The organism is Leifsonia sp. Y862 (genome assembly GCF_057669585.1).
This window is the reverse complement of record NZ_JBYHFR010000003.1, coordinates 36,616-52,801: the sequence shown is the minus strand read 5'-3', so window position 1 is coordinate 52,801 and position 16,186 is coordinate 36,616. Positions and strand designations below refer to the sequence as shown.

The following is a 16,186-nucleotide window of genomic DNA, read 5'->3' as shown; positions in this document are numbered from 1 at the left end:
ACCCCGCACGCAGGAGCTTCACCATGAACCAGATCAACCGCGACGTCGTCATCATCGGCGCAGGCGCATCCGGCCTCACCGCCGCCGCCGAACTGACGAAGGCCGGGCTGAGCGTTGCGGTGCTTGAGGCGAGGGACAGGGTCGGCGGACGTCTGTGGACCGACGACATCGACGGCGCAATGTTGGAGATCGGCGGCCAGTGGGTCTCACCAGACCAGGACGCGTTGAAGGAAACCCTGGTCGAGCTCGGATTGCAGACGTACCCGCGATACCGCGAAGGCGAGAACGTTTACATCGGCGCGGCGGGGGAGCTCCGTCGGTTTGAGGGCGAGATCTTCCCCGTTCCTCCGAAGACCGAGTACGAGATCCTGTCGCTGATCGAGAAGCTCGACGTGCTGGTGGCCGAGATCGACCCGGATCGTCCGTGGGCGCACCCGCGTGCGAAGGAACTGGATGAGGTGTCATTCAGCCGCTGGCTGGAAACCCAGACGGATGACCAGGAGGCGCGCGACAACATCGGCATGTTCATCGCAGGGGCCATGCTCACCAAGCCGGCGCACGCCTTCTCAGCGCTGCAGGCCTTGCTGATGGCCGCCAGCGCCGGCAGCTTCTCCAACCTGGTGGATGCCGACTTCATCCTCGATGAGCGCGTGATCGGCGGGCTGCAGCAGGTTCCGCTGCTGCTTGCCGAGAAGCTCGGCGACGATGTGCACCTCGGCCAGGCCGTTCGCACGCTCCGGTGGAGTGACAACAGTGTCACGGCCATCACCGACGAGCTCGAGGTGAACGCGCGCTTCGCCATCATTGCGGTGCCGCCGATCCTGATCTCGCGGATCAGCTACGAGCCGCCACTGCCCAGGCGCCAGCAGCAGCTGCACCAGCACCTCTCCATGGGCCTCGTCATCAAGGTGCACGCCGTCTATGAGACCCCGTTCTGGCGGGAAGACGGCCTGTCGGGCACCGCGTTCAGCCCGTACGAGCTCGTGCACGAGGCCTACGACAACACCAACTACGAGGATCCACGGGGAACGCTGGTGGGCTTCGTTGCCGACGAGGAAGCTGACGCCGTGTTCCGGCTCTCCGCCGACGAGCGCAAGCAGCGCATCCTCACCTCCCTGTCGCACTACTACGGCGAGCAGGCCCTCAACCCTGTCGTCTACTACGAGAGCGACTGGGGTTCAGAAGAGTGGACCCGTGGCGCCTATGCGGCCAGTTTCGACATGGGAGGCCTGGCCCGATATGGCTCAGACCTGCGCGCGAACGTCGGCCCGATCTCGTTCTCGTGCAGCGACATGGCCGGCAAGGGGTACCAGCACGTCGACGGCGCAATCCGGGTGGGGCGTGAAACTGCCGCGGCGATTATTGCCGCCGCGCGGTAGCCTTCACTTCACCTGCGGGGTACGCTTCCGGGCGCGTTCCGTACCATCGGCTGAGCAACACACCAGCCCCCTGTCACACCGAGCAGGGGGCGCATCAAGGAGGATGCATGCGATACATCGTCGGCTACACAGCCACCCCTGCAGGGGCTGACGCGCTGGCCCTTGGCATCCGCTTGGCGCGCAGCAGGGGTGCGGCCCTCGACATCGTGCTGGTGCTGCACCGCGAGCATCGATCAACGCGCGTGCCGAGTGACCCCGGCTATGAACGGTACCTTCGAGACCAGTCCGAAGCGTGGCTGGCCGACGCTCTGGCGCGTGTTCCTGCCGGTGTCAACGCAGAGACCCACCTTGTACGGGCAGATTCTTTCTCTGGTGGCCTCATGGATGCCGCCAGAACGTTGGACGCCGAACTGATCGTGATCGGCGCGGCTCACGACGGCATCCTCGGCCGTTTCACCCTCGGTAGCGTGGCAAACGACCTTCTACACAGTTCCGCGGTTCCCGTTGCGCTGGCGCCACAGGGTTCAGCGGATGCCCCCACCAGCGTCGACCTCAGCAGGGTCACCTGCATGCTCGGTACGAGGTCGGGCGCTGATGCCCTGCTGGCCGGGGCCATTCAGCTCTCCGGCGGTGCCGGGGTTCCGCTGCGTCTGGTGTCGCTGGTCGCCATCGACCTGCCTGGGCGCTCAGAGGACACCAAGGCGTCGACGCAGAGCGCGTTGCATGCGCAGGACGTGCTCGACTACGCCACAGAGCACCTGCCGCCCGGTGTGAGCGTCAAGGCCGGGGTCGTCTTCGGTGACAGCATCGAAGAGGCAATCTCTTCCCTCCGCTGGGACCCCGATGAAGTGGTGCTCGTCGGGTCAAGTCGCCTCGCACAGCCGCGCCGGATTTTCATCGGTTCCACCGCGGCAAAAATGCTGCGCTCGCTTCCCGTTCCCATGATCGTTGTGCCGCGGGCATCCACCCTCACCGTAGAGAGCTAATCCCATGACTTCCACTGACACTGCCGTCGGCGCCGAATCCGCCAAGGGTTCCGGAATCTCCTCGAAAGGCCTGAGCGCAGGATCCGTCGGGCTCATCGGCGCAATCGTCATCGGCATCTCCTGCATCGCCCCTGCCTACACGCTCACCGGTGCCCTCGGGCCGACGGTCGCAGAAGTGGGCGTGCAGCTGCCGGCCATTTTCCTGGTCGGATTCATCCCGATGCTTCTCGTGGCGTTCGGCTATCGCGAGCTGAACAACGCCATGCCAGACAGCGGCACATCGTTCACCTGGGCAACGCGGGCATTCGGTCCATGGGTCGGCTGGATGGCCGGCTGGGGGCTCATTGCGGCGACCATTGTGGTGCTGAGCAATCTCGCGGGCATCGCCGTCGATTTCCTGTACCTCATGCTGTCCCAGATCTTCGGAAACAATTCCGACATCGCCGCGCTCGCCGCGAACCCGTTCATCAACGTCGCCACCTGCCTCCTCTTCATCCTGATCGCGACCTGGATCTCCTATCGAGACATGCAGACCACCCAGAAGGTGCAGTACTGGCTCGTCGGCTTCCAGGTGCTGGTGCTCATCGGCTTCGGCGTCGCCGCCATCGTGCACATCGTGAACGGCACTGCACCAGACCCGACACCCGTCACTCTCGACTGGTTCAACCCCTTCGCCGTCACCTCGTTCTCCGCTTTCGCAGCCGGGCTCTCACTGTCGATCTTCATCTTCTGGGGCTGGGATGTCACGCTGACCATGTCGGAGGAGACCAAGGGGTCGCGGAAGACCCCCGGACGCGCAGCGACGCTCACGGTCATCCTGATCGTCGTCATCTACCTCTTCGTCGCCATCACCGCGATCTCGTTTGCCGGGCTCGGTGAAGACGGCATCGGGCTTGGAAACCCCGACATCCAGGAGAACGTGTTCTTTGCGCTGGCCGGGCCGGTGCTGGGTCCGTTGGCCATCCTGATGTCCATCGCTGTGCTGTCCAGCTCTGCGGCGTCCCTGCAGTCAACGTTTGTCGGACCGGCGCGAACGCTGCTCGCCATGGGGCACTACGGCGCACTCCCGGCGAAGTTCGCTCGGGTCAGCCCGCGCTTCTTCACCCCCGGCTACGCCACCATCGTCTCGGCGATCGTCGCGGCCGCGTTCTATACCGTCATGCGTTTCGTCAGCGAGGACGTGCTGTGGGACACCATCACAACTCTCGGCATGATGATCTGCTTCTACTACGGCCTCACCGCCTTCGCCTGTGTCTGGTATTTCAGGCGCCGCTGGTTCACCAGGGCACGCAACTTCTTCTTCACGTTCCTGTTCCCGCTCGTGGGTGGCCTCATCCTCGCTGTCTTGTTTGTGACGACGCTCGTCGACTCCATGGACCCGGCATACGGCAGCGGATCATCGATCGCCGGCGTCGGTTTGGTGTTCGTGCTCGGCATGGTGATTCTGCTCTCCGGCGTTGTCGTGATGCTCATCACTGCCAAGCGGCAACCCGCTTTCTTCCGGGGTGAGCTGCTCGGAACCGATGCGGCGCCGGCCAGCGAACTCGATGACGTGAAGGACTGATTCGGCGCATTTTTTGCCCCGATTGAGGGTCAACCGGGCCAACGTGAACAAGGGGGCCCCAGATAGCTGGTATAGTTTTCGAGTTGCCTCCGAGCGTTTAGTTCGGATTAGCACCTGCGCCCGTAGCTCAACGGATAGAGCATCTGACTACGGATCAGAAGGTTGGGGGTTCGAATCCCTTCGGGCGCACAGAGAAAAACAAAAAGGCCTCGTCTTCGGACGGGGCCTTTTTTGTTTGTGAATCTGCAAGTGATCAGATTTACACCGGCGCGAGTGGCAGATGTGGTCCGTCGGGTAATTCGACAATGATCGGGTCTCCTGGTTCGATCACGCCGCCGACGATGACCACGCTCATCACGCCGGCCTTCCGAATGACTGCGCCGTTCTCATTGCGGTCGACAACCGCTTTCATGAGTCCTGCCTGGTACGTGTTGATCTGTGAGCACGGGTTTCGGAGCCCCGTTATCTGGAGGACGGCCTCGCTGCCCAATCGGAGTACGGCACCCTGCGGAAGGGACAGAAGGTCTATGCCCCTCGTCGTGATGTTCTCGCCCATTTCCCCTGGCAATACGGTGAAGCCCAGCGGCGCGACCTCCTCGAAGAGCTCACTGTGGATCAGGTGCACCTGGCGCAGGTTGGGCCGGTTGGGATCCCCGGCGTGCGGCCGATGCTGCACTGTCGTGCCGCTGTGCGCATCGCCATCGACGCCGAGGCCGGCGCGCACGGTGATTCGCTCCTGGGGCTGCTTGGAGAAACGATGCTCTCCGTCGCGGCTGACAGCGATCACGACGACGTCTGGTGCAGCTTCACTCATGTGTCCGATCCTTCCAGAATTTGCTCGCCGCCGACGAGAAGTTCGACGAGGATGAGACGATGCGCTTGTTGCTGATCAGACACGGCCAGACCCCATCCAATGTGATGGGGGCGTTGGATACCGTCGTGCCGGGGCCCGGTCTGACCGAACTCGGCGTGGCGCAGGCCGCTGCCATTCCCGACGTGCTGGCTGGGGAGGGGATCGGAGCGCTCTATGCATCCGTTCAGACCAGAGCCCAACTGACCATCGCTCCGCTCGCAGCGCGGCTTGGCCTCCCGGTCGAGGTGCGCGAAGGGGCGCGTGAGATCGGTGCCGGTGACCTGGAGATGCGCCGTGACCGGGCGTCGATCGAGCTCTATCATCACGTCTCTTTCGGGTGGGCGTTCGGCGATCGGGATCGGCGGATGCCGGGGGCGGAGAACGGACATGAGGTATTCGCTCGCTTCAGCGCGGTGGTGGCGGAGATAGTGAACTCCGGCCACGACACGGTGGCGATGGTCGCACACGGGCAGATCATCCGCGCCTGGGTCGCCGCGCACGCCAGCAACGTCGACGCGGCGTTTGCTTCGCGACACATCCTGCACAACACGGGAGTCATCGTGCTCGACGGCCAACCAGATGCGGGATGGGCGGCGGCCAGCTGGACTGGAGTTGCCATCGGCGGTGCGCAGGTCGATGACAGTGGCACGACCGGTCCCGGCGGGCAGCCACAGGGAGAGAGCGCTCCCTAGTCTCCCACCGCCCTCTGCGCCGCCCCCTGTTCTGGGTGCTGTTTGACCGTAGTTAACGTGAGATAACCTAGCGTTTCACGTTGGTCTCCGGATGGACGTGAAACCCGGGGGCGGGGCACGTGAAGTGAGTCATGCGCCTGGGCAGCCGACCCGAAGGGCTACACATTGCTGAGCTGTCATGTCGCAACCCGCTGAGCCCCCGCATCTGTTGGGGGCGCTCCATCCCGCCGCAATCAAGGCGAGCCTGCTGGCCGAGGTTGCCGCGCACGCCACTGCCAACCGCATCCGCACCCTGGCCTGGTGTGGGCCGGTCCTCGACCATTTCGGACTCGTGACCCCTTTCGTTGAAACGGAAGCCGTCATCCTCGTCGATCCCTCATCCACGACACACCTCATCGCCACGTTGCGCGATGCCGGGTGGGAGATTTTTCACGACCCTCTCGAAGAGAAGGCCGTGTTGCCACCGACCAGAGCCGTGTTGCGGCATCCGGAAAGACTGATCGGGCTAGAGGTCTACTACGCCATCCCCGGCCTGTTCACTGACGCTGAAGTCGCCTTCGACATCCTGTGGGAGAGAAGAGTTGCCATCGAGATGGCCGGCGCCCAGGTGCCGAGCCTTGACCGATCGATGGCAATCGTCACGGTTGCCGTGCACTGCGCAGGGCGGATACCCGGCGTTCCCGTCAGCAGCGATGGGTTCGATTTCCTCCTCGACCAGATTGAGGGTGCACTTACGCCGGAGGAGATCGACGATCTCGTGGATCTCATCAGTGCGCTCACTGGGGAGATCACCATGGCGCCACTACTGGACTGGCTGGGGAGGTCTGCACGCGGGCCTCGGGTGGTGCCAGCGGCCTACGCGCGATGGCGGCTGAAGGTCGACGATGTCACTCCGACCCTGCGTGCTCTTTTGGACGTTGTCGAAGCACCCGCCGGCCCAGAACGACGCGGTCGAATGCGGGCAGGATTCACCAAGCTGCTCCTGCGCCCGCTCGCCCTGCCGCGGGCCATCCACACAATGCGCGCTGCCCGGTCGAGATTGCGCGAGCATGATCCGGCCGACCCGCGGGGGAGCGGGTGGGCAGAGGGCCGGGAAGGCCGCTCTGCAACCAAACGCGACCCGTCGTCCTAACCAGCCGCCGTCGTTTCACTGGACGTGCCGTCGCGCAGCCGGTCGCAGAGGTTGATCAACTGTTTGAGCTCGTCTTCACTGAGGGTGTCGGAGATGCGATCCGAGATCGTTCCCATGTGATCGCGTGCGACCCGCCTGAACAGGTCGTAGCCCGACTGCGTGAGGCCGATGATGGCGCCACGACCATCTGACGGATCGGTTTCCTTCTCGAGGTAACCCCTTGTCACCAGCCGGTCAACAAGGCGGCTGACGCTGGGTTGGGTGAGCAGAACGTGCTTATTGAGATCTCGCAAGCGGATGCGCCATCCTGGCTGCCGAGACAGGTTGAACATCACGTCGTACTCGTTGAGCGAGATCTCCTTTGACGGAAACTCTGCGGTGAGGCTGCGCATAATTGCGACCTGTGCCCGAAAGAGTGACTCCCACGCGGCGACTGCCACTGCTCGATCTACCACGCTGCTGCCTTTCCTGCGGGCCTGGCGACCTGTGAATGCGGTCTGCTGACCCCTGAACATCAACAATAGGCACTCGAATGCCTTGGGTGGTAAGCCCTCTGGAAATGTCCCTTGTCATTCACGTTGGCCAATCGCCGTTTTTCTTGTCATAGAAAATCCCCGGCGAATGCGCAGTACCACGATGAAAGCAACGACCGCGAGAGCTGTCAGCAGGATGACGAGCCCCGGAGAGATCCCCCACGCCACGGCCGTCGATTCGACCGTCGACACCGTCGGGACGCCGTCTGCGTTTGTGACGATCCCGTTTGTGACGGCCTGCGGGGCCACCTGGCTAGTCACGGTCACGACCGGCCACCACGACGCCACGCCGTCGACCGCGGCAGCGACCGCGACGCTGTCGCCGGGCAGCACCTCGCGCACGTCCGCGAATGCGGCGCCTTCCTCGGGCGAGGAAACGAGTTCGGTGCGTCCGATGTTGAGCGGGCCGTCGACCCGCAGCAGCTGCCGCGCCGTCAAGGCCATGTTGCCTGTGTTTGACACGGCGTAGCCGACCGCCACGGTACCCGGCTCCCACGGCCAGAAGCTCGGGGTGTAGCCGATCGTCGGCTCGGCGACCGTGAGCGTCGGGTTCAGGTCGCCGGCCACACGAACGGAGACCCGGGTGGCATAGCGCATGTTGACGGCGATGCCCCGATCACCAGTGGTCGCGAGCACGGTGAGCAGCGCTCCCGAGTGATCGCCGGGCGGCGCGTCGGCCGGTACGGCGACGCTGAACGCGACCCTCGTCTGCTGTCCAGGGTCGATCGTGATCTCTCCCGCCGCCGGGGTGATCCAGGTTCCGAGGTCGGCAGAGCCGGTCTCTTCGGTGACGAGGTCGATGCGACCTGCATCGGTGGTGAAGGCATCCGCTCCACTCACGGTGAGTGTCAGCGGGGCGACACCTGAATTGCGCACGAGCACGGCGTCGTCAACGTGTGCACCCGGCTCAAGCTCGTAGGCAAAGTTGCTCCTTTCAACGCCGCTGCTGGCCAGAACCGGCGTGACGCTCCAGGCGGTATCGGACCCCGCCGCCGGCTCGTTCGCATTCGCGGCTTGGGGGAGAAGCCCGATTGAGCTGAGCGAGATCAAGATGGCCGCAATGGTGCCACGCGTACGACGGGAAGACATGTCTTCTGCTTTCTGTTGTCTGCGAGCGTGGCCGCAGCGGAGGGATTGACAGGCAGGGTGCCGGATTCACCGGCACCCTGCCCGGGTTCACGCGTGTGTTCAGCCCACTACTGAACGGCTGTGATCGTCAGCGTCGAGCTGTACGAGCCCGAGTTCTGGTCGAGCGGCATGCGCAGGTCGAGTGCGGCACCGAGCTGGGCGCTCCCTGTGCCCTTGTACTCGTCGTTCGCCGACTCGCCGAGAACGGCAAGCTCCGACAGACCGGCACCGATGCCACCGAATCCGGAGGTCACGGCTGGGCCGGCGACGGCACCTGCACCGACGACGTCAACACGCGGCGACCAGCCTAGGTTCGCTGCCGAGATTGTCTTGTCGCCGGCGACGAAGTCGCTCACCTGCGCAGCGAGCTGCCAGGTTGACGCCGGGTAACGACGGGTGTCGGTCACGAGGATCGGGTTGATCGCTCCCTGGGCGTAGAGGGCGTCGCCCAGAACAGCGGCCTCGCCGAGGGTGACCGCGCCCCCTGAGGAGAATCGCCAGGTGAACTCGCCACTGGGGGTGACGGCATCCGCGGCCACCTCGACGCCGATCAGCTGCTCGTTCTCGCCAGCCTCAGGCACCTCTTCGCCAGGGCGTCCACCGTTGTTGTAGCTGGAGTTCCAGCCGGCCAAGCGGTCGGGACGGTTCGTGATGATGCCCTCGACGCCGAGCGCGGTGAGGCTCGCCCAGGTTGCCGCGTCATCGATCGTGTACGGGAACACGCCGTAGCCGGCCTCGTTCAATGCGTTCAGGGTCTCCGGGTGTGCGAGCACGGCGCCCGCGCCGGGGTTGATGGCGTCAAGGCCGTACTGCTCGGCGACAGCGACGGCGTCGGCTGGAAAATCGCCGACGAGGTAGCCGAGCGGCAGCGCGGGGTCGGCCGCACCGACGTTCACGAGGGTGTTGATGTCGAAGCTCTGCGCGAAGATCTGCTCACCGACGCCGTACTGGGCGATCAGGTCGGTGGTGGTCTTCGAGTGTTCAGGGCTCCACAGGCCCTTGTACTCGACCAGGATCTTCGACCCGGAGGTCTGCGCGAATGCGAGCACCTCTTCAAGGGTCGGGATGCGGGTGCCGGTGAACGACTCGGCGAACCAGCTTCCGGCGTCCAACGTGCGCAGCTGCTCGAGGGTCATCGCGGTCACGGCGCCGGAGCCGTCGGTGGTGCGGTCGACGGTGCCGTCGTGGATGACAACGGGAACACCGTCGGCGGTGGGGTAGATATCGATTTCGATGTAGTCGGCGCCGCTGCGCGCGGCCGAAACGAACGCGGGCATCGTGTTCTCCGGTGCGAGCGAGGAGTTGCCGCGGTGGGCGATGACGATGCCGGTCTCACCCGCTGCGACCATTTCGATCGGCGGCAGTGGGTCGAGTTCGGTGATCACGATGTCGTCATACGAGACGGTTGCACCGTCGACCACGAGTCCGAAGATGCCATCGGCGGTGCGGGCGAGCTGCTTGGTCTCGAGCACCAGCTGATCGTTGAAGTACCAACGGCCGGTGTTGCCGTAGACCTCAATCGCGACGCGCACGTCGGTGCCGACGCCCGCGTCGGTGGGGCCGGCCGCCGCATCCGTCACATTCCAGGTGTTCTGCGCGGTCTTGCGAGCGAACTCGATGCCGTTCGATGAGGTGGTGCCTGAGCGCATGGCGGCGTGCTGCCAGGGCACCGACCCGTCGGCGGGCATGTCGAGGCCGAGAGCCTGCCAGCGGGCCGAGTTGGCGACGCTCTCGAAGCGAACCGTCGCCTCGAAGCGATAGTTCTTCTGGTGTTCGCCGAACGTGAGCCGGGCCTGACCGGCGGTGGCGCTGCCGACCAGTCGGCCGTCTTCGACCCGCCAGTCTCCTCCGACCGAGGTCCAGCCCTCAGGCAGAGCTGAACCTGAGAAGTCCTCGCTGAGGACAACACGATCGACTGGCGCTTCCTCAGCGACAGTCGGTAAAACGCCGACAGCCGAGACGAGAACACCGATAGCCGTGACAACGGCTCCGGCCCCGCCCACAATGCGCGCCTTCGAGAACGATCTCATGATGTGCCTTCCTTGATGAACGGATGCCTCATCCCGCGTAATTCACGGGTGGCGAAGCCCAGTCAAGGGGGGCAGCTCGTCGCTAGAGAGGCCGCCTCATGGCCTCGCAGTGGAGCACGGCGAAACGTTTGGGCTCTCACGGTGACGATCGAGCCTGTTTGTCACTTAGCCGTCAGATTCGCCACGTAGCGGCCAGATGCGCCGCGAGTTCAACCGATTCGAACGGAGCGCACCTCGGCAGAATTCATCAGAGTGAAGCTCACCGAGTCGGCCAGGTAGCGGTCGTCACTCAGCTCGAACGCCCGACCCGTCGAATCGTGGGCCGAGCGCACAAGCTGTAGCAAAGGCTCGGGGGCGTCCAGCTCAAGCAGCCGCCGATCCGCGGCGCTCGCAATCACGGCGCTGATGCGATTCTCGCCAGAGGCAAGCGCCAGGCCGACGGTGCGCCCGATCACCTCCATGAGCGATCGCGCGTCGACGGGCACCGCCTCAACCACCTCAATCAGCCGTTCGGGGAACGTCGTGCGTTTGATCATGATCGGACGACAATCGATTGACTCGACCCGCACCATCCGCAACACCGGGCTCGAGAGCCGCACGCCTAGTTCGCGCGATTCGACGGCGTCGGCCCGTCCGCGCTTGAGGGACACCGTCCGCGCCGAGAGAGATTGACCGGTCGACAGGGCCCATTGGCCGAACGATCGCAGAACGGTCAGATCACGCGGCATCGGCGCACTCCGAACCACCCACCGTGATCCGCGCCTGACGATGAGGGTGCCGTTGGAGTTGAGAATCGCGAGGGCGCGGCGGATCGTCCCCCTGGCGACCTCATACTCGCAGGCGAGGCCGTCTTCCGCCGGCAACGCACGGCCAACGGGGTAGACCCCCGCGCGGATCTTGACGGCGAGGTCTGCGGCGATTCTCTGATACTGGACCGACGTGTCACCCGGCCGGCGCTTCAGCCGTGGAGTCGATGGATGTATCGATGTCATATCTTCGAGCGTGCCCCGAACGGGTTACAGCAGCGTGGAATGGAGGTGACGATTGATGACCGAAACGCCGCCACCGGTCCCGGCCGTTTGCCTCACCGGAAAATCGGCTCATAGAAAATTCTTAGAAAAATAACGAATAGATAACTAGCGCCCGTTATCGGTTCGTTATATATTCGTAGTGCGTCAACCGTTTGCTGTGGCGGAAGACGTGAAATGTGATTGCAGGACACTCTTGGTGCAAGGGAAGAGGGTCGGTCGTTAGCCTCTACGACCGGCCCTCAATCACGTTAAAGGCCGGGCGGTGTTTCCGGTCAGGACCGGCGAATAGAGTTGAAGCTATGGCTGCACACCCGAAAGACACCACTGGACTGACGAAAGATGCCGGCTGGGAGGTTGGCGTACGGAAAACCGTCGCTGCGTCACCCACCGTGGTCTGGGACTACCTGCTCGGAGACGGCCTCGAATTGTGGCTCGGAAAGACGACGCTTCCCGCCGGTAAGGGCGCAGCGTACGAAACGGCAGACGGCGTGCGTGGCACGCTTCGCACCCTGACGGCAGGCTCGAAGATCAGGCTCAGCTGGCGTCCGGACGACTGGCCGCACGACACCATCCTGCAGGTCAGCGTCAAGGAAGCCCCCGGCGGAACCACGATCGCCATCCACCACGAGCAGCTCGCCGACCGCGACGAGCGCCGCATGATGCTTGGCCACTGGAAGAACGTCGTCGACGACCTCGCGCACGCGATCGACCGCTAACCGCTAACCGCTAGCTGACGAACCGGCCTTGAATCTAGAAGAGGTCGGGGCTAGGCGTGGTTGCCTGGTGGATCGACACGTCTGCGTGACGGTCGAAGCGGTAGCCGATGCCGCGCACGGTGCGCACGATGTCCTCGTAGCGTCCGAGCTTGGCGCGCAGGCGGCGAACGTGCACGTCGATGGTGCGCTCGTTGGGGGCATCCTCGTCGTCTGCGGCATTCCACAGTGACGAGATCAGCTCTGCGCGGTCGATGGTGCGACCCTCCCGCAAGACGAGGTACTGCAGCAGTTCGAACTCCTTGTAGGTGAGTGCCGCAGCCTCGTTGTCGAGGATGACGCGCTTGCGTGAGATGTCGACGACGACCCCGCCTGGGGCACGGTCGAGCTCGTCACCTGCGCTGCGGTGCCTGGCCAGCGCAGCCGGGTCCTGCAGGGCGAGACGAACCACATCTACGTCACGGCCGCCGGCGCCCTCTGGGGCAAGAGCAACTGCTGCGTAGGTTTCAGCTGACGGAGCGACCTCGGCGGCCAGGCTCTTCAGCGCCTCGACCAGGCGGTGCAGGCTGGTTCCTGCTGCCGCAGCCTTTGCCTCGTCGATGCCGACGTAGAGCACGAAGCCGCGCGCTTCCGTGCCGTCTGGAACGGCGCGAATGCGCGGAGCAGGCGTCGGTGCGGGCTGGGCGATGTTGAGGTTCGGGCGGAAGTTGCGGACCTGGCGAGCAGTGTCGATGTGTGCGAGTGACATGGGAGGAATCCTTTGGATGTGTAGGGGAACCCGGCTAGATGGCCTGAAATGGGTTCGGCAAGACGCAGGGCCTCGGTGCGGAGGAGCACGGTGACCTGAAGGAAAGCGTTCGCGATGCGTTCGCTTCTGGGGCTCAACCTGTCCGCTGGATTCAGCGGCGGGAGCTCGGCGAGGGGGCTTGCTGTGTTAGCGACACATTCGGCAACACAGGGCAACGCGCATGCTCGGCATCATCATGCCGGCATTCCCAGGGGCCTCGAGGGAGGTCAGGGGGCGTGCGGTGGTTGTCATAGCAGCGAGTAAATCCCACTGTTACGGCGCGTGTCAATTCGGTGACAGTCAATGACGCACTATGACGTGAATCAGGTTCACAAGACCTGTGGCCATCTGGGAGGTTCCTCGACCAGAAGCCATTTCAAAGAGGATTATTCGACAGAAGCTAGTTTTATCAAAGTTTATTCAAGTAAGGTCGACTCGGCGTGTCTCCCGTCGAAGAACCTGCGTCGGAGGCCGACCCGGAAATACACAAACCGATCTGCTCCGTGCAGATCGGTTTGCGTAATCGGTCGGGTGCGGGGTGGTGCGTTGGTGCTTTGGTGCTTAGACCAGTCCGTACAGGCGGTCGCCGGCGTCGCCGAGGCCGGGCACGATGTAGCCATTCTCGTCGAGCTTGTCGTCGACTGCACCGAGAACGATGGTGACTTCGCGTCCTGCGAGAGCCTCCTCAACCGCGGCGAGACCTTCAGGGGCAGCCAGAATGCAGATCGCCGTGACGTCGACTGCGCCGCGCTCGAAGAGGAAGTCGATCGCAGCGATCAACGAGCCGCCGGTAGCGAGCATCGGGTCGAGCAGGAAGCACTGGCGATCCGACAGGTCGTCGGGCAGTCGCTCCGCGTAGGTGGTGGGCTGCAGCGTCTCCTCATTGCGTGCCATGCCGAGGAATCCGACCTCGGCGGACGGCAGCAACTTGACCATGCCCTCGAGCATGCCAAGTCCCGCACGCAGGATGGGAACGATCAGCGGCTTTGGATCGCTGATCTTCACGCCGTGGGCAATGGCCACCGGCGTCTGCACGGTGACCTCCTCGACGCGAACGCCGCGGGTGCCCTCATAGGCAAGGAGAGTCATGAGTTCTTCGACGAGTGCGCGGAACATGGGAGACGATGTCTCTTTGTCGCGGAGCACCGTGAGCTTGTGAGTGATGAGCGGGTGGTCGGCAACGTGGACTCGCATAGGGTTAATACTACGAGTTGGGAGGGCGCGTGGGCGCTGGGATGCATGAAGAGTGGATGCTTATCGCCCTCGCAGAGGCTCGTTCGGCTCTCCTGAGCGATGATGTGCCCGTCGGCGCCGTCGTGCTCGACCCCTCAGGAGCCGTGATCGGCCGAGGACGCAACGAACGCGAGCTGCATAGGGACCCAACGGCACACGCCGAGATCGTCGCCCTGCGGGAGGCTGCTGCCGCACTCGATGACTGGCATTTGACCGGATGCACGCTCGTCGTCACCCTCGAACCCTGCGTCATGTGCGCCGGCGCGATCCTCGCGGCCAGGGTGCCGACAGTGGTCTTTGGCGCCTGGGATGAGAAGGCGGGGGCATCCGGTTCTGTGTACGACGTGCTTCGTGATCGCCGGATGAATCACCGTGCCGAAGTCTTCGCCGGAGTCAGCGAGCAGGCGTGCAAGGAGCTGCTCACACAGTTCTTTGAGGATCCAGCCCGTCGAGCCATTCGCTGAACATTCGTGCAGAGGCAGTCTGCATCGGTTCGGAGTAACGCGCACGGTCGTCCCTGAGCTCGCTGGCATCCAGGCCGACGGCAGCCAGTTCGTCCGGAGCGTCCTGCAACCATTCCTCGTGCATTTCGGTGGTTATCTCCGGGTGAAACTGCACGGCGAGTGCCCAATTGTCGATGCCGAACGCTTCGTTGCCGTACTGCGGTGAACCGGCCAGCCTCGTCACACCCTCAGGCAGGTCGAACGTGTCGCCGTGCCACTGCATGACCGGAACACCGGCCAGGTGGCGTACGGGCGACTCCGTCCCTGCGGTAGTCGGCTCAACGCTGCGGTAGCCGATCTCGACGCTGTCGCCCTTGTACACCGCTGCGCCGAGCGCACTGGCCATCAGCTGTGCGCCAAGGCACACACCGAACACGGGCCGTTCAGCCTCGATCCGGCGTTTGATGAGCGCCACCTCATCGCGGATGACGGGAAATTCCTCATCGTCGTACACGCCCATCTCGCCGCCAAGCACCACGACGAGATCTGCGTCGTCGGCATCCTGTGGCGATACGCCGTTGGCGACGGTGTCGATGTAGCGGATGCGATATCCGCGGTCGATCAGCACCGGCTCCAGGTTCCCGAGGTGGATCTTGTCCTCATGCCGAAGCACGACCGCAATGCGGCTCATTCACGTCCCTTGATGACGATGGCGTCGGTGGGCGGGTTGGCGAGCGACGGGTCGACATAGACATCTGGTTCGATGTAAATGACCCTGGCCGATGGCACAACCGCGCGGATGCGTGCTTCGACGGCGTTGATGGAGCTTGCGACATCGGCGAACCGGCTGTTGGAGTCGAAGGAGAGCTTTGCGGCAACCATCAGTTCATCGGGGCCGAGGTACAGGGTCTTCAGGTGAATGATGCGCTTGGTTTCAGGGCCGGCCTTGATGGCCTTTTCGATCGCCGTGATGTCTTCAATGTTGGCGCCTTCACCCACGAGCAGGCTCTTGGTCTCGATGCCCAGGATGACGGCGACGGCCACGAGCAGCGTGCCGATGAAGAGTGTGCCAATGGCGTCCCACACCGGGTCGCCCGTGAGTACCGACAGGCCGACGCCGAGCAGGGCGAAGACGAGGCCAATGAGGGCCGCGACGTCTTCGAGCAGTACGACGGGCAGCTCTGGCGCCTTCGCGTGGCGAACGAATTTCACCCAGCTCTGGCCGTTCCGCAGCGGGTTCGACTCCTTGATCGCGGTGCGGAGCGAGAAGCTCTCCAGCACGATGGCGATCGCGAGGACCGTGATCGGCAGCCAGACCACGCTCAGTTCGTGCGGGTGCTGCAGCTTGTCGATGCCTTCGTAGATCGAGAAGACGCCACCGACGGAGAACAGGATGATCGACACCACGAACGCGTAGACGTAGCGCTCACGACCGTAGCCGAACGGATGTTCAACGTCGGCCTTCTTGCGCGACTTGCGGCCGCCAAGCAACAGGAGCAGCTGGTTGCCTGAGTCGGCGAGGGAGTGCACTGACTCCGCAAGCATCGACGCCGACCCTGAAAAGAACCACGCGATCAACTTGGTGATTGCTATGCCCATATTTGCCGCGAATGCGGCCAGGATTGCCTTGTTTCCGCCGGATGCACTCATGGAGCAATCCTATGGCCGCGGCTCACGGGAAT

At 64.0% G+C, this 16,186-nt stretch carries 16 protein-coding genes and 1 tRNA gene; 8 read left to right on the top strand and 9 right to left on the bottom strand.

Features of this window, described 5'->3' with window-relative positions; genetic code table 11:
* Positions 1–23 precede the first annotated feature (23 nt).
* From AC25Z0_RS14575 to AC25Z0_RS14560, 4 genes are all read left to right on the top strand, one after another.
* A complete protein-coding gene (locus AC25Z0_RS14575) occupies positions 24–1,379 on the top strand; it encodes a flavin monoamine oxidase family protein (protein ID WP_488133673.1) in 1,356 nt (451 codons plus the stop codon).
* 107 nt (positions 1,380–1,486) lie between these two features.
* A complete protein-coding gene (locus tag AC25Z0_RS14570; RefSeq protein ID WP_488133672.1) occupies positions 1,487–2,365 on the top strand; it encodes a universal stress protein in 879 nt (292 codons plus the stop codon).
* Positions 2,366–2,369: 4 nt separating this feature from the next.
* Positions 2,370–3,929 (top strand): APC family permease, encoded by a 1,560-nt coding sequence (locus tag AC25Z0_RS14565; RefSeq protein WP_488133671.1) that lies wholly within the window; start codon positions 2,370–2,372, stop codon positions 3,927–3,929.
* 116 nt (positions 3,930–4,045) lie between these two features.
* Positions 4,046–4,118, top strand: a tRNA-Arg gene (locus AC25Z0_RS14560).
* A gap of 70 nt (positions 4,119–4,188) precedes the next feature.
* Here the strand turns inward: AC25Z0_RS14560 and AC25Z0_RS14555 are convergent.
* Positions 4,189–4,743, bottom strand: coding sequence for an MOSC domain-containing protein (locus tag AC25Z0_RS14555; protein WP_488121526.1), 555 nt, complete (start codon positions 4,741–4,743; stop codon positions 4,189–4,191).
* Positions 4,744–4,802: 59 nt separating this feature from the next.
* On the opposite strand from AC25Z0_RS14555, the gene AC25Z0_RS14550 reads away from it, so the two are divergent.
* Positions 4,803–5,474 carry a histidine phosphatase family protein gene (locus AC25Z0_RS14550; protein ID WP_488121525.1) on the top strand — a complete coding sequence of 224 codons (672 nt, stop codon included), beginning with the start codon at positions 4,803–4,805 and terminating at the stop codon, positions 5,472–5,474.
* A 178-nt stretch (positions 5,475–5,652) separates the two neighbouring features.
* Positions 5,653–6,606, top strand: coding sequence for a hypothetical protein (locus tag AC25Z0_RS14545; RefSeq protein WP_488133670.1), 954 nt, complete (start codon positions 5,653–5,655; stop codon positions 6,604–6,606).
* On the opposite strand, the gene AC25Z0_RS14540 is transcribed toward AC25Z0_RS14545, so the two are convergent.
* The 4 genes from AC25Z0_RS14540 to AC25Z0_RS14525 all read right to left on the bottom strand — a co-directional run bounded on the left by AC25Z0_RS14540 (position 6,603) and on the right by AC25Z0_RS14525 (position 11,289).
* A complete protein-coding gene (locus AC25Z0_RS14540) occupies positions 6,603–7,061 on the bottom strand; it encodes a MarR family winged helix-turn-helix transcriptional regulator (protein WP_488121523.1) in 459 nt (152 codons plus the stop codon). The genes AC25Z0_RS14545 and AC25Z0_RS14540 overlap by 4 nt on opposite strands.
* 114 nt (positions 7,062–7,175) lie before the next feature.
* Positions 7,176–8,228 (bottom strand): hypothetical protein, encoded by a 1,053-nt coding sequence (locus tag AC25Z0_RS14535; protein ID WP_488133669.1) that lies wholly within the window; start codon positions 8,226–8,228, stop codon positions 7,176–7,178.
* A 107-nt stretch (positions 8,229–8,335) separates the two neighbouring features.
* Positions 8,336–10,297, bottom strand: coding sequence for a glycerophosphodiester phosphodiesterase (locus AC25Z0_RS14530; protein WP_488133668.1), 1,962 nt, complete (start codon positions 10,295–10,297; stop codon positions 8,336–8,338).
* 209 nt (positions 10,298–10,506) lie between these two features.
* A complete protein-coding gene (locus AC25Z0_RS14525; RefSeq protein ID WP_488133667.1) occupies positions 10,507–11,289 on the bottom strand; it encodes a GntR family transcriptional regulator in 783 nt (260 codons plus the stop codon).
* Positions 11,290–11,627: 338 nt separating this feature from the next.
* Between AC25Z0_RS14525 and AC25Z0_RS14520 the strand changes: the two genes are divergently transcribed.
* Positions 11,628–12,044 carry an SRPBCC domain-containing protein gene (locus AC25Z0_RS14520; protein WP_488133666.1) on the top strand — a complete coding sequence of 139 codons (417 nt, stop codon included), beginning with the start codon at positions 11,628–11,630 and terminating at the stop codon, positions 12,042–12,044.
* Positions 12,045–12,078: 34 nt separating this feature from the next.
* Here the strand turns inward: AC25Z0_RS14520 and AC25Z0_RS14515 are convergent, their stop codons facing one another.
* Together AC25Z0_RS14515 and upp are read right to left on the bottom strand one after the other, a co-directional pair.
* Positions 12,079–12,789, bottom strand: coding sequence for a winged helix-turn-helix domain-containing protein (locus AC25Z0_RS14515; protein WP_488121518.1), 711 nt, complete (start codon positions 12,787–12,789; stop codon positions 12,079–12,081).
* Positions 12,790–13,389: 600 nt separating this feature from the next.
* Positions 13,390–14,022, bottom strand: coding sequence for a uracil phosphoribosyltransferase (gene upp / locus AC25Z0_RS14510; RefSeq protein ID WP_488121517.1), 633 nt, complete (start codon positions 14,020–14,022; stop codon positions 13,390–13,392).
* 56 nt (positions 14,023–14,078) lie between these two features.
* Here upp and AC25Z0_RS14505 point away from each other — a divergent pair, with 56 nt between their 5' ends.
* On the top strand, positions 14,079–14,525 hold the full coding sequence (locus AC25Z0_RS14505) for a nucleoside deaminase (protein ID WP_488121516.1): 447 nt from the start codon (positions 14,079–14,081) through the stop codon (positions 14,523–14,525).
* Here AC25Z0_RS14505 and AC25Z0_RS14500 read toward each other — a convergent pair.
* Positions 14,482–15,195 carry a glutamine amidotransferase gene (locus tag AC25Z0_RS14500; protein WP_488133665.1) on the bottom strand — a complete coding sequence of 238 codons (714 nt, stop codon included), beginning with the start codon at positions 15,193–15,195 and terminating at the stop codon, positions 14,482–14,484. The genes AC25Z0_RS14505 and AC25Z0_RS14500 overlap by 44 nt on opposite strands.
* Positions 15,192–16,154, bottom strand: coding sequence for a cation diffusion facilitator family transporter (locus AC25Z0_RS14495; protein WP_488121514.1), 963 nt, complete (start codon positions 16,152–16,154; stop codon positions 15,192–15,194). The genes AC25Z0_RS14500 and AC25Z0_RS14495 overlap by 4 nt, the downstream gene beginning before the upstream one ends.
* Between the last annotated feature and the right edge of the window lie 32 nt (positions 16,155–16,186).